Source organism: Veillonella sp. LMAG:90 (genome assembly GCF_008679445.1).
Lineage (GTDB): Bacteria > Bacillota > Negativicutes > Veillonellales > Veillonellaceae > Veillonella_A.
In genome coordinates this window covers 1992719-2014226 of record NZ_NAND01000001.1, presented here as the reverse complement: position 1 = coordinate 2014226, position 21508 = coordinate 1992719, and the positions used below count along the sequence as shown (strand labels likewise).

17 protein-coding genes are annotated in these 21508 nt (G+C 37.2%); 11 read left to right on the top strand and 6 right to left on the bottom strand.

Annotation, left to right across the window (positions count from 1 at the left end):
- Positions 1–144: 144 nt before the first annotated feature.
- Entirely contained in the window at positions 145–1206 is a 1062-nt protein-coding gene (locus tag CCC71_RS08920; protein WP_295282340.1) for a tetratricopeptide repeat protein, read from the bottom strand.
- Positions 1207–1571: 365 nt separating this feature from the next.
- On the opposite strand from CCC71_RS08920, the gene CCC71_RS08915 reads away from it, so the two are divergent.
- The 4 genes from CCC71_RS08915 (at position 1572) to CCC71_RS08900 (ending at position 9662) form a co-directional block, all read left to right on the top strand.
- A complete protein-coding gene (locus tag CCC71_RS08915) occupies positions 1572–4958 on the top strand; it encodes an autotransporter outer membrane beta-barrel domain-containing protein (protein WP_021840945.1) in 3387 nt (1128 codons plus the stop codon).
- Between the two features lie 371 nt (positions 4959–5329).
- Entirely contained in the window at positions 5330–6355 is a 1026-nt protein-coding gene (locus tag CCC71_RS08910; protein ID WP_296333470.1) for an IS30 family transposase, read from the top strand.
- A 143-nt stretch (positions 6356–6498) separates the two neighbouring features.
- Positions 6499–8274 carry a phosphoethanolamine transferase gene (locus CCC71_RS08905; RefSeq protein WP_296333469.1) on the top strand — a complete coding sequence of 592 codons (1776 nt, stop codon included), beginning with the start codon at positions 6499–6501 and terminating at the stop codon, positions 8272–8274.
- 275 nt (positions 8275–8549) lie between these two features.
- The gene (locus CCC71_RS08900) at positions 8550–9662 is read left to right on the top strand and encodes an IS1249 family transposase (protein WP_296333633.1); all 1113 of its coding nucleotides are present in this window, start codon (positions 8550–8552) and stop codon (positions 9660–9662) included.
- A gap of 181 nt (positions 9663–9843) precedes the next feature.
- Here CCC71_RS08900 and CCC71_RS08895 read toward each other — a convergent pair whose 3' ends face one another.
- Positions 9844–10119 (bottom strand): hypothetical protein, encoded by a 276-nt coding sequence (locus tag CCC71_RS08895; protein ID WP_295243844.1) that lies wholly within the window; start codon positions 10117–10119, stop codon positions 9844–9846.
- Between the two features lie 312 nt (positions 10120–10431).
- Here CCC71_RS08895 and CCC71_RS08890 point away from each other — a divergent pair, with 312 nt between their 5' ends.
- The 6 genes from CCC71_RS08890 to CCC71_RS08865 all read left to right on the top strand — a co-directional run bounded on the left by CCC71_RS08890 (position 10432) and on the right by CCC71_RS08865 (position 14091).
- Positions 10432–10920: a hypothetical protein gene (locus CCC71_RS08890; RefSeq protein ID WP_021841288.1), complete on the top strand. Its 489-nt coding sequence runs from the start codon at positions 10432–10434 to the stop codon at positions 10918–10920.
- A gap of 22 nt (positions 10921–10942) precedes the next feature.
- Positions 10943–11710 carry a DUF1828 domain-containing protein gene (locus tag CCC71_RS08885; protein WP_021841289.1) on the top strand — a complete coding sequence of 256 codons (768 nt, stop codon included), beginning with the start codon at positions 10943–10945 and terminating at the stop codon, positions 11708–11710.
- A 221-nt stretch (positions 11711–11931) separates the two neighbouring features.
- A complete protein-coding gene (locus tag CCC71_RS08880) occupies positions 11932–12570 on the top strand; it encodes a helix-turn-helix domain-containing protein (protein ID WP_226974258.1) in 639 nt (212 codons plus the stop codon).
- A gap of 31 nt (positions 12571–12601) precedes the next feature.
- Positions 12602–13303 (top strand): IS3 family transposase, encoded by a 702-nt coding sequence (locus CCC71_RS08875; RefSeq protein WP_296333467.1) that lies wholly within the window; start codon positions 12602–12604, stop codon positions 13301–13303.
- Complete coding sequence (locus tag CCC71_RS08870; RefSeq protein ID WP_296333465.1) at positions 13257–13406, top strand: IS3 family transposase; 150 nt, start codon at positions 13257–13259, stop codon at positions 13404–13406. Before CCC71_RS08875 ends, CCC71_RS08870 begins: the two co-directional genes overlap by 47 nt.
- Before the next feature lie 97 nt (positions 13407–13503).
- A complete protein-coding gene (locus CCC71_RS08865) occupies positions 13504–14091 on the top strand; it encodes a hypothetical protein (RefSeq protein ID WP_021840962.1) in 588 nt (195 codons plus the stop codon).
- A gap of 103 nt (positions 14092–14194) precedes the next feature.
- Here the strand turns inward: CCC71_RS08865 and CCC71_RS08860 are convergent, their stop codons facing one another.
- Complete coding sequence (locus CCC71_RS08860) at positions 14195–14869, bottom strand: HAD family hydrolase (protein WP_021840963.1); 675 nt, start codon at positions 14867–14869, stop codon at positions 14195–14197.
- A gap of 161 nt (positions 14870–15030) precedes the next feature.
- Between CCC71_RS08860 and CCC71_RS08855 the strand changes: the two genes are divergently transcribed.
- Complete coding sequence (locus CCC71_RS08855; RefSeq protein WP_226974256.1) at positions 15031–16716, top strand: glycoside hydrolase family 2 TIM barrel-domain containing protein; 1686 nt, start codon at positions 15031–15033, stop codon at positions 16714–16716.
- Positions 16717–16822: 106 nt separating this feature from the next.
- On the opposite strand, the gene CCC71_RS08850 is transcribed toward CCC71_RS08855, so the two are convergent.
- The 3 genes from CCC71_RS08850 to CCC71_RS08840 all read right to left on the bottom strand — a co-directional run bounded on the left by CCC71_RS08850 (position 16823) and on the right by CCC71_RS08840 (position 21493).
- The gene (locus CCC71_RS08850) at positions 16823–18388 is read right to left on the bottom strand and encodes a reverse transcriptase/maturase family protein (protein WP_247239773.1); all 1566 of its coding nucleotides are present in this window, start codon (positions 18386–18388) and stop codon (positions 16823–16825) included.
- Between the two features lie 277 nt (positions 18389–18665).
- Entirely contained in the window at positions 18666–19925 is a 1260-nt protein-coding gene (locus tag CCC71_RS08845; RefSeq protein WP_296333462.1) for an O-antigen ligase family protein, read from the bottom strand.
- Positions 19925–21493 (bottom strand): putative polysaccharide biosynthesis protein, encoded by a 1569-nt coding sequence (locus CCC71_RS08840; protein ID WP_021840968.1) that lies wholly within the window; start codon positions 21491–21493, stop codon positions 19925–19927. Before CCC71_RS08840 ends, CCC71_RS08845 begins: the two co-directional genes overlap by 1 nt.
- Positions 21494–21508 lie beyond the last annotated feature (15 nt).

The window sequence follows — 21508 nt, the reverse complement described above, 5'->3', positions numbered from 1 at the left end:
TTTTTTAGTACACCCAAGAAATAGTAAGATATTGGATTATTTAATCGAGTTATATTATTTAAAGTTAAAACAGTGCCGGTACGTCGATGGGCGTACCGGCACTTGAAATTTATATCTATTAAAAAGTAAATGAGTTTTATTGTTTTATAAATCTAACGCTTCCAACTCTTCATAAGCCCATTCAAAATAGCTTTGACAATCTCGATAGAGGTATGAGCCGTTTTCTAAAGTCATTAATAGTTCTTTAGCGGCTATTTCTTCATAGGCATCCGGTAGCATAGAAGGTATAGCTTCTTCTACGGCATAATCTAATCCATAACTATTTATAAGAGTAAAGACATCACAAAATTGCTTTGAGGCGGCTAGTTTTTTCAGTATATTACGTGATTTAGTATAGTTCCTTGTTGTGTAATAAAGTACCGAGAGCGGTAAGAGCATAGATAAACGCTCGTCTTTTTTATATTGTGCATGTAGTTTTAAAGCGTCATCAAAGCGCTGTAATTTGACATATATATGCATGAGGTCATAGCGTAAGCCTAAATTATCGGAGGTGTTAAAAGTCAACGCTTCCTTCAAAAGCTCTATCGCATCATGTAAGCGGTTAGTATTAATTAAGGCAATCATATAGTTATACATAAGGCGCATAAAAGGGCGTGTTTCTAAAATAAGCCAAAAATCTCCGATGCAATCTTGTGTCATATAGCCTTCTTTAGCGAGGGTATTTTTAGCATCTTCATAGGCTTTACTATATTCTTTAACTAATTCTTCCGGAGATAAATCTTTTAAATTAATTAGTATAGAGGTGGCATCAAAGTTGAGCGGGTCAAGTTCGAGTGCTTTTCGCAAATAACGTAAGCGAATATTAGGGGCCGGTGTTTGCTTAGCCAGCTCGAGATAGTCGTCACTCGTTTGAGCGGTAGCCTTAGTTAGTCGTTTAGTAGGATTATTTATATTGTTTTCGCCGAAATTAGGTGAAATATTATCCATACTTGAAATACCGGTTTTCGGTTGACTGTGATCTGACTTAAAAAAGTTTAAAAGCATTTCCAGTCGTTCATCATTATCTAATTGGGAAATATTTTCTTTGCCAATTGACTTTAAATAGGATTCATAGCGAGACTCTAGGGCAGCTCTTGCGTCATGTGTAGCATATTCCGGAGCAGCTGATTCGGTAGGGGCATTTGAATTTTTCTTATTTTTGGACATGATGGACTCCTTTTAGTGAAAAGTATTTATTTAATTATATAATATGTTGGTAATTTAATAAATATTTGGATTTTGCATGGTGATGGAAAATGCTAAGAAAATAAGATATTTCAACGAATTATTTTAGATGAATAGATTATAAATTTTCAATTCATTTTTAATTATGAGTATATGATGATTTTTTCTATCTGTAAATTAAGTTGATTACTGACAACTTATTAAAATAATTATATAATAAGTATACAAATATATGTATTTAGGGGGGTGATTTACATATATGGCAGTTCGGATAAAACATATAGATTTTAAGGGGATTGTGAAAAATTAGGTGTGGAGATAGATGTTTTAAAAACGGGGTGGTATACATGAGGGGTAAAAAGGGAAACAAACGATTATTGCGTGTATTGGTATTGGGAGCTTTATTGAGCACAACTTATATAGGGGGTGCTATGGCAGCGGATTATCCGCTGACCGGTGATACCATTGAAGGTAATTATGACCTTCCGGCAGGAAATATCTTATATAGACTTGACGGTGAACAAAAAGTTACGGCACTATCCGATGTTACTATTAGTTCTCAAAGTACAGAGAATGCTAGTTCTATTATTATATATAGCGGTAAAAGTGAAAACAGCAGTTTAGATTTAGATATGAACGGTCATTCCTTAGCCATAGATGCTAAGTCGGCTGGTATCTATATAACAAAGGATAATACTAATATCAATTTTCACAATGCTGACACTATTGAAAGTACAGTTGATCGTCATAATTTGGTAATTGCTACAAGAGGTAATGGCAGTACTATCAATTATGAAGCCAATAATATTACTTTTAATAAGAGTGAAGTTTTTGAAGATAATCCAATGCTTGTTGTGGGGAATAAGAATACATTATCTATGCACGCCGGCAATGATTTAGTATTTAATAATTATGCAAGGGCCAACACACTCAGTGCATATTATGGTGCTAAGATTCAATTGGAAGCAGATCATAATGTTAACTTTAATCATACCTATAGTGATATTGCGGCTGTCCAGGGACTACCGATTTTGTATTTTGCTAATAATGCTGAGGCAACGATAACAGCAGGTAATGATATTAACTTTAATCGAAATCAGTATGCGTATTTAATTGGTTTGGAATATGGGGGCCACGCAGTTGTAACCGCCGCGGGTAATATTAATTTCCGTGAACAAGTACCGGGTTATATGCCTGTTGTGTCGGCAGAAAATAAGGCAAATATCCAGTTACAGGCACAAGCTATTACAGGTAATACGCAGCAACTGGTGTCAACCACGTATGGTTCGCAGGCACTCTTAAAAGCGAATGAAATTGATTGGGTAGCTGAAGGAAGAGACATGTCTGCCTTTTCAGAGAAATACCCGCATAAGACTAGTATGCTTGTAGCCTATCGCGGGGGTAGTAAGGTTGAATTACAAGCCGATAAGAACATAAATTTAGCTATCGGTGTGCCACATACAATGCTCTATGCAGAAAGTGGTGATATTACTTTAAATGCGGGAGACTCTATTTACTTGCATTCCACGGGAACAACAGATGAGCGCTCTCAGGCAAGCCTTCGCGTTCAGAACGGTAACATTAATTTGACGGCCGGTACAATTACAGTAGAAAATGAAGGGGCCACGGCAGCCTATGCAGATTATTATGGGAATATTAATTTTAATGGTGAAACTCTCATAGACGGTGCCGGTATTGGAGCTAAATCGCTAGGTACCGGGAAAATTAATTTTAATGGCGAAACTTTCATATATGGTGTCGGTATTGGTGCATCGACGGAATCTGATGTAGATCCATGGGCCGAAGATCTTTCAAAGATTAGTTTTAATGACGACGTTGCAATTGATGGGGTTGAAACAGGGGCTGAAGCAAAATATAACAGTGACATTGTTTTTAATAAAGGTCTTGTTATTAATGCTAAAGACAACGCGCTCTATACTGAGTCTGCCGGTCGTATCCAGGCACTTGCTACTGACGTAGATAAGAATGTAAAGGGTAATATGCAAGCCCTTAATGGACAGATTGATATACTCTTTGATACGCCTAGCTCATCGTTTACAGGCACCACGAAAATACAAAACATCGACAAGGTGTATGTCATTGATGACGAAGAAGAGTATGGAGATGATGAAGAGTTAGATAATTATGTAACCTATGATGCCGATGAATCGGATAGTACCGATGATGAGGATAATTGGGGCGATGAAGATGATTGGGAAAATCCATATATCGAAGAAGCGCCGGCTATCAATATAGCGTTACAAAATGGTGCTGTGTGGCGAGTAACCGGTGACAGCTCGTTGACGAAGTTAGAAAATAGCTCCTTTCTTAATATGAGTGATTACACACATACAGGTACGAGTCTTACCGCAAATAATTTATCCGGAAACGGTGACGGGTTGGTTCTTATGGATCTCGACTGGAACAGCAATGGCGGATTAAAAGAAAAAACGGATAACAGCGATTATATTACCGCTACCGAAAGTGCTACCGGTACTTTCACGTTGTTAAGCGAGCGATCACTGATGCATTTAGAAAATATGGAGATAAATGACCGTTTGTATTTTGCTACGCTGACGAATAGTGATGCGGTTTTCACAAGCTGGATTACACAGCGTAATGTAGCAAAAGGCGGCTTATATGATTATATTATCGGCTTAACTTCTGAAACAACGAATGTAACGGATACGAGTGCAACAACTGATACCGATACTACAATCGATACGACAACAGATTTGGATAGTGCCGCGGATATGACTACAGTAACGGCTAGAGCAGCTACAGATACTATAACGGATTGGTTCTTTGGCACCGTAGAGTATACAGAAAGTCCGATTGTTCCGAGTGGTCGTATCAACTCGCAAATTATGTATGATCTTACAACCGAAGTGGATACGTTGAATAAACGCATGGGTGAAGCACGGTACATGAATACCAATGCTGATGCAGACGGTATTTGGGCTCGCACGTCGTATAATCGCTATGGCCGTGACGCTTATTCCGGCCACAGCAATCGTTTTGAAGTAGGCAAAGATTATGTAATATCTCGTGATGATGGCAGTACGATTCATCAAGGGGCATCGTTTACATATCTTCGCAGCAATGCATCGTTCACTGATGGACGGAACGAATATAACCGTTACACCGGATCGTTCTATCATACTTGGTTAGGTAATAATGGCCATTATCTGGATGTGGTAGCTCGTGTCGGCAAATTAAACGGTGATAGTCGTACATTCTTAGTGAATGGCGATGAATCACGGAGCTCCTTTGGTACTTGGTATCAACAGGGCAGTGTAGAATATGGCCGTAACTTCAACCTTAAAAACGGTTGGTATCTTGAACCTCAGGCGCAGTTACAATACACCCATATGAATAGTAAATCGTACATCAGCAATGACGGCATCAATCATCAATTGGACAGCGTGAACAGTTTTATCAGCCGCTTAGGTTTCCGTTTGGGCCGTAATATTGATGATAAAACATCGTGGTACATTAAAGGCGATGTATTCCATGAATTTGCCGGTGACGGCGGTATTACCTTTATATCCGCTGACGGTTTAGAACGCATTGATTACAATCGTGACGGCAAAGAAACTTGGTATGATTTAGGTGTCGGGTTACAGGCTGAATTAAGCCATGATAGAAGTCTCTGGTTCGAATTTGAACGCAAGTTTAGCGGCTCCTATTCAAATGCTTGGGAAATTAACGGCGGTATGTCGTGGAAGTTCTAGGTGATAGACTGTATAGTATAAATTTGAATAAGTGATTTAAGTAATAGTAAGGCCTCCGATGATGTTGAAAAGACATCATGGGAGGCCTTTTTGCTGTCTGAAGTGATATCAATAATTGAAAGTTATTATTATAATAATAAAAAATCGTAAAATTTCAAACTAATTGATTTTTAAAGATAAATTCTCTAGAGCATTTTATAAATCTGTGGTACTATAATTGGAGCATAAGTGTTTTTACGAAATTTTTACTTAAATTTTAAAGAAAATATACAAGGTTCATAGTATAATCAAATGCGACAAATAAATAAGACACAATATTGTTCCTGTGTTAGAATATTTTCACCACAAAAAATTCGCAAAGGAACGATATCATGTCTTACGATTATTCTAACACACAAAAAAGAACTTTCAAACATCTTACGCCAATTCAACGGGGCAAAATTGAAGCACTTCTTAAGCAAAAGGTTTCAGTGGCTGCTATTGCCATTGAATTGAAGGTACATCGTTCTACTATCTATCGCGAGATAAAACGCGGTACTGTAGAACAATTAGATTCTAATTTAAAGAAACACACAAAGTATTTCGCTGAAACAGGCCAAATAGTTTATGAAAAGAACCGGATTAACTCAAGACCACCATTGAAGTTACTTAATGCATACGATTTTGTCAGCTATGCCGATAACCTGATGTTAAAGCATTTGTGGTCTTCTAATATGGTTTGTGGTCGAGCAAAACTTGAAGGTATCTTTTCAAAGATGGTTTGTGCTAAGACTCTATACAACTATATTGATCAGGGGCTTTTAAAAACCAAAAACATAGATCTTGCTAATCGTGTATCACGTAAAACAAAGCAAATCAGAGTACGCAACAATCGAAAAGTCCTTGGGAAAAGCATCGAAATGCGCGATATAACGCGTGAAGAATTTGGACACTGGGAAATAGATACCGTAATTGGTAAACGAGGCGCTGAACCGGTTTTACTCACCTTAGATGAACGTAAAACACGAAAACGTCATATAATTAAAATCGCTAGCAAGACAAGCGAAGCTGTAAGAGCTGGTCTCCAACAAATTATAGCTAGTTATGGTGATTTAGGTCCTAGCGTCTTTAAAACGATTACATCTGATAACGGTAATGAGTTTTCTGCTTTAACCCTAGATTTTCCTACAATTGATGTGTATTACTGTCATCCATATGCTTCGTTTGAACGCGGCACTAATGAAAAGCACAACTCACTTATTAGACGTTTTATCCCTAAAGGAAGGTCTATGAATAGCTATTCTCCCGAAGCCATTGAACACATTGAAAATTGGATTAACGGTTTACCTAGAGAGATATTTGGCTTTGTTACAGCTAAAGAAAAATTTACACAGGAACTAGAATTATTAAACATATAGATTCGTGATTAAAATTTTGTCGCATTTGATATTGCAATTAGCAAAGAAAATATACAAGGTTATCAAGCGTTAATAAATATTGATAATTACAGTCAAAAAATATTTAATAGATAGCAACACAATATAGAAAGGGGAGAGGGACGTTGGATATAAACTCAGTATATTTAGCCCCTGGCTTATACTTCTTTTCTTATTTTTATTATTTAAGTGTGTCTCATGGATTGGGAAATAAGGCCACATTTTTACAATTGCGTCGTTTTTTACCCTGTGCGATTGTAGCCGTACTTCCTATTATGATGGGGCAAGTACCACTGACAGCCCCTTATTTGAGCACCAGTTTACTTACGGGATTCCTCTGGATTACGACGTATCCGTTATTATATTTCATTACATACCGTAAGAGTTCAACAGACTTCGGTTTTCACTTTGATCCCGTGTTTGGCATGTACATTATCGGCTGGATGATGAGTTTGAAGTTATTGGTAATATCTTTAAACTTGTTACCGAATGTATTCATGCCGGTGTTGGCAACGGTTGAGTTTCTAATTTTTATGATTCCGTTTGCTCAATGGGTCTATTACTACCTGTATCGGACCTGTGTGACCGAAGATGGGATGATGATACAGGAAACTCATTATAATGAGATTATTGAGTATTTTAAGTCGTTTTCCGTTGGGTTTAACATTATAACCTTTGCCTTAGTAGCAGGGCTCTACGCCTTATTTATTTGGGCTAATTTGGAGTATACGAGTGTGATGCTGGCCTTATGGCAAATTATCTTTTTGGCCGGCCTTAGCCTAGTTCTTGGCATTTATTTGTGGAAAAAACGCAAGGGTGTTTTCATTCGTACGGGTATTGTGGAATTATATTTTGATATTAAAGAATACTTTGAAACCACGATGTTGTATCAGACGAATATGAAAGAGCGCATTAAGGATTTGGAAGTAACTCCATCGGTGCCTGAATTTAAGGAACCATCCACTATTATTTTAGTCATCGGTGAATCCGCATCGCGTGATTATATGTCGGCATTTACGGATTACGAGCATGAAACAACGCCTTGGCTGTCGGCTAAAAAACAGGATTCCCACTTTATTTTGTACCCTAACAGCTATTCCAGTATTCCTCATACCGTATCTTCTTTGGAGCGCGCTTTAACTGAGTTTAATCAATACAATGATAAACAGTTTTACACTTCGTGTTCCATTATTGATATTGCTCATAAAGCAGGCTATACGACGCATTGGTACAGCAATCAGGGGCACTTGGGCTGTGCTGATACACCAGTAACCTTGGTGGCTAATACATCGGGGACTGCCAAATGGACAAAACAGAATCTCAATGAGGTTCAGTATGATGAAATGCTCTTAGAGTATCTTGATGAAATTGATCCTACTAAAAATAACTTTGTAGTAGTTCATTTAAAGGGAAATCACTTCAATTTTATTAATCGCTATCCGCAAAGCTTTGCCAAATTTAGCGAACCGGGTAAATATGATTTGATTAATAATTATATTGATTCGATTGCCTATACGGACTATATTTTGCAAAAGATTTGGGAATACGGTAAGGAAAAGCTCAATATGCAGGCTATGCTGTATTTTTCCGATCATGCCACGATTCCGGATAAAAGACGTTCACCGGACTTCGGCGGTTTTGGGACCGTGCGCATTCCGATGTTTACGTATTTTTCAGATAATTATATTGAAAAATATCCTGAAACGTATCAAGCCTTATTGGACAATAAAAATAAATACTTCACCAATGACTTGGCCTATGAATTGGTGTGCGGCATTCTCAACATAAAATCTAATCACTATGATGAAACCAATAGCTTAGCATCTCCGTTATATAAATATACCCGCGATATGTTGAAAACGAACTTGGGGCAGCGTAGTCTCAGTGAAGATGTGGATTAGTAGAATATGTAGAGTGTGTAGCGTTAGAGTATGTAGAGTAATAGAGGATTAATAATAGAATAGAAGTCTTATTAAAGAGTTATAGGACAAAAAGTGTGTGTAAAAAGTGCTGTAAACCTAGATAGATACTGGGTTTATAGCACTTTTATCTTTTTTTGACAAAGATAAAGGGTGGACAAAAAGTGTGTGTAAAAACATACGTGAACCCACATAACTACTGACTAAAATGGTATTATATCTTCCTAAATAAAAACATAAATAGGAGGATGATTAATATTAAACAAGTAGTTTGCCCTGATTGTGGTCGAAAATGTATAAAACACGGTATATTGAAATCCGGTTCTCAGCGATGGTTTTGTAAGCACTGTAAAGTCGCTTTCACTAACAAAATTAACACTGATAGTAATGGTCTAAAGCTGTTTTTGAAATGGTTATTTAGTAAACAATTGCAGCAGCATATGCCTGGAAGAGGGCGTACATTTAGACGTAAAACGTCTAAATTTTGGTCCATATGGTGCCTCCCACCAAAGATTGAGGAAGTATATGATGTGCTTTACTTTGACGGCATATACCTAACGCGTAAGCTCTGTGTACTTATTTGTTGTAGTAAGGACCATGTATTAGGCTGGTATGTTTGTAGATATGAGAACTCTAGAGCTTGGCAGGCATTAATGGACCGTATTGCTCCTCCGCGTGTTGTTATCTCAGATGGCGGATCTGGATTTGCTAAGGCCTTAGCAAAGAGGTGGCCGACAAGTAACCATCAACGCTGCTTATTTCATGTTTTTGCACAAGTAAGAAGGTATACAACTTCTGCACCAAAAACAATAGCCGGCAAGGCTTTATATGAACTGGCAAAGCGTTTATTTAAGATTCAATCGATAGATGATGCCTATACTTGGATTGATGGATTATTAGCTTGGAGAGAAGAGTTTGATGACTTCTTACGGGAAATGACAGTCGACGAAAATGGGAATAAAAGGGCTACTCATGAACGCCTCTTAAAAGCTGAGGCAGGACTTTTACGATTAATTAGAGATGACACTCTATTTACCTACCTGACGTTTGTAGATATTACCGTACCTACAACGAACAATCGACTGGAAGGAGGCGTTAATGCGCAACTTAGGGGGATGTTACGAGATCACAGAGGGTTATCCTTAGAAAGACGATTAAAAGCGGTCTATTGGTGGTGTTACGAGCACTCACCTAGACCGCTTCCTGTTGCTGAAATATTAAAATGTATGCCTACAGATAAAACAATCGCTGCTACTTACCGTAGGATAATGCGGAATAACCGTGTGGATAATATCTTGCCGCAATGGGGGGATGCCATTGTTTGGAATGAGTTCCATATGTCCACGGAATTTCCAATTTATTGGGATTAATTTAAAAAAGCCACACACACTTTTTGTCCTATAAGCCTTATTAAACAATAAAGGGTCAGTAGCGATTTTAACTTTTATAAAATCGTTACTGACCCTTTCGATTTAAGTTTAGATATTAACGGCCATAGATAGAAATATTAACGGCCGTAGGTAGATCGATTAATGACAATAAGTGGAGTGATTAATGACAATAGGTGGAGCGCGAGTTGTTGTCGTAGTTCATCATGTGATGATGACCATAGTTATTGCCGTTGTACATCATAGTATTGCGTTCATTATCGTCGGAGCCATAATTGCCGTTATAACCGTTATAGCCGTAGCATGGAGCCCCATTATTATAGCCGGAATTATCATATTGATAACCGTTCATTGGGGAGTTCCCATATGCCTGAACCATAGGATATGCTGCGAGACCGATAACAGCAGTGAGTGCTAGTGCAGATAACCATTTTTTCATAATAATAACCTCCTTATATAATACCTTCTGATTTGATTATAAGTGTTTTGGAGTTGAGAATCAAGGAGGGGTATAGGGAAGACGGAGCTAACTCGTGGAAAAAGAGTGGTGATATGATAATAAAATTGATAAATGATTGATATTTTGCTTTGTTTTACCATTGTTTGCTAAGGATAGAAGTAGTATAATAAAAGTGAACATATGTTTAAATATAGGGAAAGGGTTATAAGTTTATAGCAATATATGATAAATGACTGCATAACCTTAGAATAAAAATACAGATATATTTTTATAAGAGGGGATATGATATAATTGGCTAAGTCACCTATTACTCAGGAATATTTAGATGAATTGATTTCTATTCCTAAGCGAATTATTAAAAATCCAAGGAAGGAATTTACAATTCAGAGTGGCTGCAGAAGAAAAACATTTGAAGTTTATTCGGATAAATATAATGAAAAATTCAGAGTTTTCATGCGTCAAAGCGAGATGTTGCCTGAAAATTATTCTATTGGGTTACAATTATTATGTAGTGAATTTGATAATGATCCTATTCTTTTTAGATGCAATGGACCACATGGTGGAAATTTAAGTTTGAAAGAGCATTTTGTTACTCATATTCATAGGTGCAAATTAGAAGATTATAATGGGACTTTTTATACTGTAGAGAAAAGTATAGAGGTTACCAGTTCTTATTCTACTTTTGACAGTGCCATTTATTATTTCCTTACAACATGTAGTATTTTAGATGCAAAAGATTATTTTCCATCAGCTTGGAATGTTTCTTTGTTTGAAAAGTAATAGAAAGAGGTGAAGGGGTATTATGGATATAAAAGTTGTGGAAGATTGTTTGCGAAAATCTTTTGCAAATCAATTTTCGTTAGTTAAAAAACGTGATGGATTGTATCAATTAATGATCCCTGTATTTCATCCTGATGGAGATATGTTTGATATTTTCCTTCAAATCAATGACGTGAATGCTATAAACATTATAGACTGTGGTTTAACTTTAATGCGTCTATCGTATGTATTTGATATAGATACTGATAATAAGACTCAATTATTACATCGAATAGTCTATCAAGCTCGTGGAAATATTGATTTAGAGACAGGTGTGATTTCAATGTCTAGCACTCTAGACCAATTGTTTAATAATATAATGCAATTTACGCAATTAATTACGAGTGTTTTGAGTTTTACTTTATTACAACGCAAAACAGTAGCAAGCATATTTTATGAAAAGGTTAATAAATTTGTAAACCAATCATTAAATAAGTATTTATTTCAAGAGGGTTTTATACCATTAAGTGACGAAACAGATTTGAAAATTGATTATGTTTTTAAAAACAATAATAAATCCATATTTCTATTCCCTGTAAGCAGTGAATCAAAAGCTAAAGATATTATTATTAATATTTATACATTGCAAGTTGCAAACTACCCTTTTATGAGTGTCGTAGTTCATGACTCATATGATAAATTATCTAAATCAACACAGAAAAAAATTATGAAGCTTGCTGATAAGCAGTTTTATGATTTTTCTGATTTTGAGGAAGTGGCACCTAACTATTTTAAGAAGGTATTGGCATAGTTTTTGTATATAAAAACTGTTTTTGTTTGGGGTTGTAACTGAAATAATCGTTTTATAACGATATTTCGTTACAACCCTTTCGTTTTTTGTTTTGTTGAAAACTATATAAAAAAATTGATTTACAGGATATTAAATCGTATATTATAATCAAATTATCAAGAAGTGAAATGTACTTGATTAGGGATTTTAGGGTATTTATTGTTAAATTTTTGGAGGTTAGCGTGAAAAAGTATTTTAAAAAAGGGCTTGCGTTAGGGTTGAACTGCACCCCAAAAATTGGACACAATTTTTGGAGGTGCAGTTTTTTTATGACAAAGTATTCTAAAGAAATCAAAGAAAAAGTTTACTATCTATTTGAGCGTGGATGGGGATTCCATGCAACTGCTAAAGAATTAAATATTCCTGAAGGTACCGTACGTAACTGGTTATTTAAGTATAAGAATGGTTATTCGACAAACAGAAGAATAAGGAAACGTAATTTTTCAGCTGAATTTAAACAAACTGTTATTGAAACTAGATGGGCAAATAGTTTATCCTTTAAGGAAACAGCAGAATTATTTAACTTAGATAATCCTAGCTTAATTGCAATTTGGCAAAAGAGTTATTTAGATGAAGGAATATCAGGATTACAGCCTAAACCTAAAGGTAGACCACCTATGCAACCTAAAAAACAACCTAAAGAACAACCTAAAGAACAAAATAATCAATCTATTAAGTCTGACAAAGAACGCATCAAAGCACTTGAAGCAGAGAATGCCCGGTTAAAATATGAACTTTCGTTTTACAATGATTTTATGGAAGAAATGCGTAAAATTGCTAAACCTAACCGATCTGTAAAAAAAACAAACAATCGCAATTGAAAGACTAAGGAAAACATATCCACTTCAGTTTATGCTCAATTATTTTGGTATCAGTCGAAGTACATATTATGCACGTCTTGCTGCTATAAAAAAGGGAGACAAATATGCAGATGAAAGAGAAGCTATTCGTACAATTGTAGCGATAAATAAGGGTCGTTATGGATATCGTCGAATCACTGTAGAACTACATAAATTAGGATTTTGTATAAATCATAAAGTTGTAATGCGTCTTATGAAAGAAGAGAAATTAACCTGCCAGGTTCGGCTTAAGAAGTATCGATCATATAGAGGTTCCGAAGGAAAAATCGCTCCTAATATCATCAATCGAGACTTTAATGCTACAAAACCAGATCAAAAATGGGCAACAGACATTACTGAATTCCACTTATTTGGTCGCAAAGTATACTTATCGCCTATCCTAGATATGTATAATGGTGAAATCGTCGCTTATGAAATATCTGAACGCCCTGTATTAAAGCAAGTGCTTTCTATGCTAAATAAGGCATTTACTATGAGACCTAATAGCCAAGGATGTATATTACATTCAGACCAAGGCTGGCAATATCAACATAAGGAGTATCAAGAGACATTAAAAAATCACGCCATCATCCAAAGTATGTCCCGAAAAGGGAACTGTTTGGATAATAGCGTGATGGAAAAATTTCTTCGGTTTACTAAAGTCAGAATTGCTGTATTTAGAAGACTTTACTTCTTGCGAAGATTTTATCAATAAACTAAGAGATTACATAGACTATTACAATACTAAACGTATCAAACTTAAATTAAAAGGAATGAGTCCGGTAGAATACCGGACCCATTCCCAAAAAGTTGCTTAATTACTTCTGTCCAAGAAAATGGGTGCAGATCAGGTTATGCTTTTCATTATTAACTGCTACAGGGATAAATACAGCAGTTCTTGTTCAGGCGGCTGATGTGGGAACGAAAACACAAAGTGAAACAGGCTATACGCCATTTGTCCCATCAATTTTACAGGAACCGGATATTAAGGTTTCTAAAGTGCCGGTGGGGCATGCATACATTCCTGCAGATACAGTAATAGCTGTTAGGCTGGAAAATGAATTAAGTTCCAAAAAAGCTCATAAGAATGACATTATTCCGATGAAGACTGTAGATAATATTATTATTAATGATGTTGTTGTTATTCCGGCTGGTACTGAAGTGCATGCTTTTGTTGTAGGGGCAAGAAAGAACGGTTTATTTGGCCGTTCGGGAAAATTGGAGTTTTCTGTTGACTCCGTAAAAACTATTAACAATGTTACCATTCCATTGGAATATATTGGGGAGAAAAAAGCCGGTAATGATGGTGGTGCAATTGCTGTAGCTGCTGTAGTTTCTGTTGTGGGTGGACTTTTTATGAAAGGGAAAAATATTTCATTCCCGGCTGGTACAACTTTTGATGCTAAAGTTGTAGCTGATACTGATTTGAAAGTGAGTTTGGATGATTTAGCTTCAGCTATGGATCCTAATAAACCACATGGTGTTTCTATTACATTGAAATAACGTTGGATTTAGTAAATTAATAATAGCATTAGAAAAAAAGAACCGGATTTTTCCGGTTCTTTTTGGCTTTATGAATATGGGGGATATTCATAAATTGAGGATATTATTTGTTTAATTCACCTAAAATCTCCATCACATCCGCCGGTTTATATGCTACATGTTTTGCACCCAATTCTCTCAGCAGTTCTTCATCTCTGAATCCCCAGGTTACAGCGATAGGGAGGAGTCCGGAGTTTTTAGCAGTTTGAAGATCCACTTCAGAATCGCCTACATAGACGGCTTCTTCCGGCGTGCTGTTAAGTGCTTTTAAGGCTGCATTCACCATATCCGGTTCCGGTTTACGTTTGCGGTTCGGTGTTTCGCCAATGGCTACGTTGAAATATTCTTTGAAATATTGGCCGTTTAAAGCAGTCACACCTTCTTGCACTTTGTTAGATACAACGGCCATTTTATAGCCTTGTTTTTTCAGTTCCGCCAGTAATTCATAGAGCCCTTCGTAAGGAGCGGTTTTATCATTGTTGTGTTCCGCATAATACTCTTTCAGTTCAGTGAGCATGGTATCGAGTTGTTCTTGAGATACTTTGAGGTCAGTGCCGGTGAGAACGCTACGTTCTACCAGTTTACCGAGGCCGTTGCCGACGAAATTACGAATTTCAGATAGAGTTCGAGTTGGATAATTATGTTTTTTCAAAATATAATTCATGGAATCCATGAGGTCGTCCAGTGTATTTAAAATCGTTCCATCACAATCAAATATAACTGTAGTATAGCGTTTCATCAGTAAATCTCCTTATATTTTGCGTAAAGTCGTTCAAATTTGCATATTTATTTTAGTATAGGTGAAAAAATGTGCATTGTAAACAGAATTTCCTGCATAAATTCATTGAATACATATAGGTATTTAGTATATACTTATAAGAGATATAGGAGGAGTCTTTGATGAGTACGATGGAATTATTGCAGCCCGTAACAAACGTATTTCGCGACAGTATCGATTTACGTGGCAATTGGTTCTTTGCCTTTGATAAATTAAAGGATAAAAACTATGAAACCGGCGTGGCTCGGCAGATGTCGGTACCGGTACCGGCGGCTTTGCAGGACGTTTTTGTAAGTCCTGGTGAGCGAAGCTACTGCGGCACCATGTGGTATGAACGGAATATCTACATTTCGAAACGATGGCTCGGATCGGATGTATTTTTGCGTTTTGACGGTATTGGCAATCGAGCGGTTGTGTATGTAAACGGTATGGAAGCAGGGCGCCATGAAGGGGTCTTTGTTTCGACGGTTATTAACGTGACTCGGCAATTACGCTACGGTGAAGAAAACCGCATTGTTGTAAAAGTGAATAATGAATTATCCGCGTATACTTTGCCGGCCGGGCAGGTTGCTACATCGCCTAAAGGACGCCGCATTAATCAGCCGAATTTTGATTATGACGTGCCGACCGGGATTTACGGTAATGTTACGCTTTATACGGTGCCGACGACCCGTTTGACTGACATAATGGTGCAGACCGAAGCGTTGTCACAGGAAGAGGCCGTTGTGCAATATATGGCTCACGTACAGGGCAACTGTTTGGTAACGGCTACTTTGCGTGATAGAGAAGGCCGTATTGTGGCAACCGGCGTGGGTGGTAATGCGAAATTGACTGTTGAAAACCCACATATTTGGACCGTAGGCGATGGCTACTTATATACTTTGGAAGTGGAAGTAAGCCGTCTAGGCAAAAAGCATGATATCTATCATCAACGTATCGGCATTCGCACGGTAGCTGTAGATGGTGGCAACCTCATGTTAAATGGTGCCATTGTTCGCTTGAAAGGGATTGAACTGGGGCCTTCTAATTTAACCTTATCTTCAAATCCAATTCAGGCAAAACAGCAATTACAGAAATTATTGGAACTTGGTGGCAACTGTGTTTTCACTAGTGGCCGACCAATATCGCCGGACGTGCTTCAACTCACTGATGAAGCAGGTATTTTGGTTGTCGCTGAAATGCCGGCAGCCGGTTTAGTAGCTAAAGATTGGCGACCGGGCGAAGCAAATTTCAATAAAACCGATATTAAATCCAGATTGCTTGATACTCATAAAGACACGATTGACTCCTTAATAACTCGTGATAAAAACCATCCATCCGTTATCAGTTGGTCATTGTTATATAATCCGGTAACGATGATGAAAGAGGATGAAATGTACTATTCGGATATTGCTGAAGCGGCACGTCAAAGTGATTGGGAAAAACGTCCGTTGGCGTTGACTATGATACAGTCACTCAGTGATATTTGGGCCGGAACTTTAAAAGCGTACTCCTTATTAATTTTGAAAAACTGGACAAAACAGTGGCATGCCGATGTGGAACTTTTGCAGAGCGCCATGTACAAAGAGTTGGTTGATTGGGAAGCTAAACAACCGGATAAGGCGCTTGCCGTGGTAATGGGTTGTGATTCCGCAACGGAACAGTCCGGCATAGGCCAGATGATTACTTCTTATGCGGTGTATCGTGAAGCTTCTGAAAAAGTACAGGAATTGCTAACTATGTTAAGTTCTATGCCGAATGTACAAGGTCACTTTTTACAAGGTGAGGCAGCGGAATTAGTGGAAACGCTAAAAAAGAATTGGAAATAATATATTAAAACGCTATAATTTTATAATCTATATTTTTGTATAATTAAAAAGGTGGAGAGAGAAGCCATAATATAAGTCTTCTCGTCCACCTTTTTAATTCATAATACTAATTTTTACGTTTTTTGCGTTTTTTCTTTATTGCTATTTGTATTTTATGATTTACATTATTGAGTAAAGATTGTGCTTCAGGATCTTCTGATAAATTAATAATTTTATTAGCTTTATCAAGGTAAGAAATAAAGTTTCTTTTATCGGAGCGGCCATAATTATTATAGAGAGTTTCTTTAAATGTAAACTTTCCATTATATGATGTCCAGTCTCTTTCTCTAAGAGTTTTTGCTTTACGTTGCATTCGATAATAATATTTGCCGAGAGAACGTGGCCGTATTTTTATTTTATTTCCATCAAATAGGAACCCAAGATAATCTATTTCAGTTGGAACTGAGTCTTGTTCATTTCTGGTGGAATTATTTTCAAATAAGTATACATGGGTTTTTTCTTGTGAGAGTGTGATATAGTTTCCCATTGTTGAGATATTATCAAAGATTTCTTTTTTATAATTAGTGATATCTTCTTTTTGTGTTAGAGGTAAGATGATGATTAAATCATCTGAATAACGCATATAGGTTCCGTTTTTTGATTTAACATAATGAGACATCAATTTGTCAAAATCAATCATATAAATATTTGAAAGCACTGCACTGATAGGTGAGCCTTGAGGAATTCCAATATTGGTGTGGTTTTTCTTTATATATTTTGTATTTGACTTAAATTGTAAATTTGTAAGGATTTTATCTCTTTTGTTTACAATGGATTTAATTTTATTTTTGCTTGTGGTATTAAATTCATCTTCGTAACTACACTTTATAATATCTTCCCATTCCCAGAAAGCAAATTTTGTAATGTTTTTATATACAGCATAGTAATCTTCAGGAAGCTTTTGTTCAGTTAATAATTCACAAAGCTTTTTTTTCAAATATTCATGATTTATATTGTCAAAGAAATGTTCAAAATCACTAACAAAAATAAATGCGTTCTTTAATGATGAAATCTTTCTAAAGGCTTCTTTTGCAAAGTCAATATTTGTTTTCCCTAAATTATCTCGGTAGGCAATTGCTACACTATTAATATGGTTATTTTGTGCGAAAACATTATATTTTTCATTTAACAGGAATGCATATCTTTGATATACACAACGATCTAAATGAGAACAGTAAAATAAATCTCTTGGATTAGGGGTTTTCATATTTTCCTTATTTTGGGTAAATTTCTTTTTTGTTTTGGAAAAATGAATAAAAGGATAAAAATTATGGCTTTTGATATTGTTAATATTAAGAATATATTTTAGTGTTCGTGGATTTGAAAGAGAAGTTCTCTTATCGAAATGTGCATAAGACTTTATATCGGAATGCTTTTCTATAAAATTATCCCAATTGGAACAATGTTTCAACTGAGGACAATTTTTACAATCAATGGTTAAAGTGCAGTTATTATGATTTTTTAGATTCTCCAATTTGTTTACTCCGAAAAGCAACATGCCGACTAACCAGGGGGACAAAATCCCTATAGCTAGCCGGCAGTCATATAACGTAAATGTCCAGTAAAAGATTGCTCTCCATGTTATTATTATGGAAGGAGCTGTAGCAATGGTTAGTTTCACTAACGTAGACATGGTATATCTAGTAATATTAATAGATTTACCTTGTCGGATAACTGCAAGAATTGCAATTATGTCATTGACAGAAATCCTGTGCCCTTATTTCAAAATACAGAATTTCAAAATTCTGTATAATAAATAAGGTAACATTATTATATAATTATTTGAGTTGAGAGTCAAATTCTGTTGAATGTTTGTCTATATTATATTTTCCTAATACGAGTAATTCAAAATATAAGAGGAAAGACCAATTTTATGTTTACTTATCTTTCCTCTTTTTAGTTTATAAGTATTAAGTTCTTTCTGAAATCGTATCATTTGGCTTGAGTGTTTTATTATCTGCAATTTCGGCTGCAGTCTCATTCTCTGCCAACGCTTCCAAACTCAAGCTGATAGCGATATAGTACCAATAGAGCTTCATAATAGCTGATGCATCAAAGGTATAGTCTATAAGACCAAAAAGTAAGTAGAAGGTGGTGGCAGCCAAACGCATGTAGGCATATGGATTGCCTTTAAAAGTGTCTCGAAGTGCAGTAACTTCGATATACCCGAACAGGATTAAGAAGGCTAACAGGCCGATTACACCTGATTCGGTGGTGACTTGAATAAAGTTATTATGCGTATGTACCATGCGTTGTGTATTTTCCGGTAACTCATAATGTGCTTTATATAGTTCAGTGAATTCTCCGGGACCTACACCAAAGAGTGGATAATCATGAATCATCATAGCCGCTGATTCCCAAACAACGAGACGATCCGCATTGGAGCGGTCTGTTGTCATATTGATGGTCGATATGATTCGATTTTGCATGCTCGGACTGGAGGCAATATAGCCTCCGATAATAGCAGCTATAATAAGGCAGGCAATAGGAAAGTATTTATTCTTACGCCAATACTTAAAAGAGAAAAATGGTGTGAAGGCTAACAGTAACCAGCTGCCGCGACTTTGACCGCCGAACAAGCCAAGAATATTCGTGAAAATAGAAATAACGGCTAATTTTCGTAACCCCATAGGGAAGACTGTTTCGGCCATCACAATTACTTGTACCGGAATGGTCATAACTAAGATGGCAGCTAAGTTCAAGGGGTTATTACTAAAGCCCGATGGACGGGGCTCTTTTAAAAGTGTATGTTGGAAAAACGCCAATAAAGAATCAAGGTTTAATGAGATAAATACCGCACCTAAGAGCCAATACATTTGTTTTTTGCTTTTTGCACAGAACGGAATAATAAAGAGCGGTAAAGCGCGATAGAGCCAAATTTCAAGCAAAGCTTTAAAGGATTTTCCTAAATGTTCACTCACAAATACAGAAGGTACTATGAGGAGAATGGCAATGCCTAAGATTTTGAAATAGGGGAGTGCCTTTTTCACAATATAATTATCTTTTAACGTGTGATTCTTATACTGTTTGTAAAGGCTGATTAAAAAGAATAAAATTGCCAAGCCATATAATACATTGCCGGCACCCATGGATATTCGTTGCATGAAAATCGCGGCACCAACAAAGAATATGCCATAGTTTTCAGTAGTAAGATGTTTTAAATAATTCATTATTCTTTACCTCTAAAGAACTTCCCAATTAATGGCATCCGTTCTCCGTCATGGCGATTCAATCCTTTTAGAAGCACCATAACGATGACGTAGATAACGCCGCCCACAAAGGCACTGATGGCCATGGCAAAGAATTTATGCATGATACCTTCAAGCGGTGGGTAGAGGAAGAACATAGCCACGCCCATAATAATGGCGCTGACGATGTTTTTCCAAAGTAGGGAAAAGTCTAGGAAATAGCCTGTGTATTTTTTAATCCAAATCAGATTTAAAAGGGCAGCTACACCAATGTCGGCTACGGTCGCATAGGCGGCACCGCTGATACCGAGCCAAGGAATAGATGTTAAGTTCCAGTTCAAAATAACTTTGGAAATGGCCGCAATGCCCATGTTAATAACCGGTAAGGTTGGTTTGCCGAGGCCTTGTAAAACACCGGTTGTTACCTGATGCATGCCGAGGAAGAAAATAGCGATAGCTGTAATTTGGGTCGCTTCAGCGGCACGCGGTGCGTTGTAGATGACGCTCACTACCGGTTCAGCTAAAACGTAAAGCATTAAGGTAAACGGCACAGTGGACATAAAGGTAATACGCATAGCACCGGCGGTGCGGTAGTATACGCCTTTTTTATCACCCGTTGCATTCGCATTGGAGATGGCCGGAACGATGCTTGTCGCCAAAGCGGCGGTAATAATCGTGGCCAAATTGATGAGCGGCACGGCCATACCGGTTAAGTAACCGAATAATTCAGTTGCCTGGCTGGTGGTAAAACCGGCGACTTCCAAACGGCGCGGAACGATGAATAAATCGAGGTTTGCTACTAACGGCAACATTAGGCTGGCCAAAGAAATCGGAATAGCCAATTTAATAAGGCGTTTTACGATGGATCCGGACGATTCACCGGGACCTTCCGGTTGTTTATGTGCATCTTCCGGAGATTTCGGTAATTTATAATAGTAGTACATGAGCACCACTAGGGCACCAAACGCACCGATACCGGCCCCCATGCTGGCACCGCCGGCGGCGGCTCCGAGACCGTAAGGAAGGAGCATATACGCAGCTCCGAGCATAACAACTACGCGGAGTAATTGTTCAATGATTTGGCTCACGGCAGTCGGCGTCATCATTTGCCAACCTTGTAAGTAACCGCGGTAACACGAAATAAGTGTTACGAAGAAGATGGCCGGAGCTAAGGCAAGTAATGCCAAATACGCTCGATCATCTATGATGTAGCCTGAAGATATGAGCCAATCGGCACCGAACCACATCAGGATGCTGAATAGCAGGCCCGTAGCAAAGAGAAGGTAGAATGACAGTTTGAAAACCTTCTGGGCGCCGCGATAATCGAAGCGGGCCAGTTTTTCCGCCGTCAAAATTGAAATTGCAATCGGAATCCCGGCACTGGACAGTTGCAATGATAAGAGATAAATCGGGAACGCCATTTGGTAGATCCCAATCCCTTCACCGCCGAGTACACGGGACAGCAAAATCCAGTTGATGCTGCCGATGGCTTTGACCACAAAGCCGGCAATGGTAAGAATAAGAGTGCCTTGTAAAAATCGGTTAACCATTTACTATACTCCCAA

Excerpts from the sequence above, each read along its gene's own strand:
- CCC71_RS08860 (WP_021840963.1), bottom strand. The coding sequence starts at position 14,869 with ATGAAACGCTATACTACAGTTATATTTGATTGTGATGGAACGATTTTA.
- CCC71_RS08845 (WP_296333462.1), bottom strand. The coding sequence starts at position 19,925 with ATGAATTATTTAAAACATCTTACTACTGAAAACTATGGCATATTCTTT.
- CCC71_RS08915 (WP_021840945.1), top strand. The coding sequence starts at position 1,572 with ATGAGGGGTAAAAAGGGAAACAAACGATTATTGCGTGTATTGGTATTG.
- CCC71_RS08875 (WP_296333467.1), top strand. The coding sequence starts at position 12,602 with ATGCTCAATTATTTTGGTATCAGTCGAAGTACATATTATGCACGTCTT.
- CCC71_RS08895 (WP_295243844.1), bottom strand. The coding sequence starts at position 10,119 with ATGAAAAAATGGTTATCTGCACTAGCACTCACTGCTGTTATCGGTCTC.
- CCC71_RS08855 (WP_226974256.1), top strand. The coding sequence starts at position 15,031 with ATGAGTACGATGGAATTATTGCAGCCCGTAACAAACGTATTTCGCGAC.
- CCC71_RS08920 (WP_295282340.1), bottom strand. The coding sequence starts at position 1,206 with ATGTCCAAAAATAAGAAAAATTCAAATGCCCCTACCGAATCAGCTGCT.
- CCC71_RS08910 (WP_296333470.1), top strand. The coding sequence starts at position 5,330 with ATGTCTTACGATTATTCTAACACACAAAAAAGAACTTTCAAACATCTT.
- CCC71_RS08840 (WP_021840968.1), bottom strand. The coding sequence starts at position 21,493 with ATGGTTAACCGATTTTTACAAGGCACTCTTATTCTTACCATTGCCGGC.
- CCC71_RS08885 (WP_021841289.1), top strand. The coding sequence starts at position 10,943 with ATGGATATAAAAGTTGTGGAAGATTGTTTGCGAAAATCTTTTGCAAAT.
- CCC71_RS08850 (WP_247239773.1), bottom strand. The coding sequence starts at position 18,388 with ATGTCTACGTTAGTGAAACTAACCATTGCTACAGCTCCTTCCATAATA.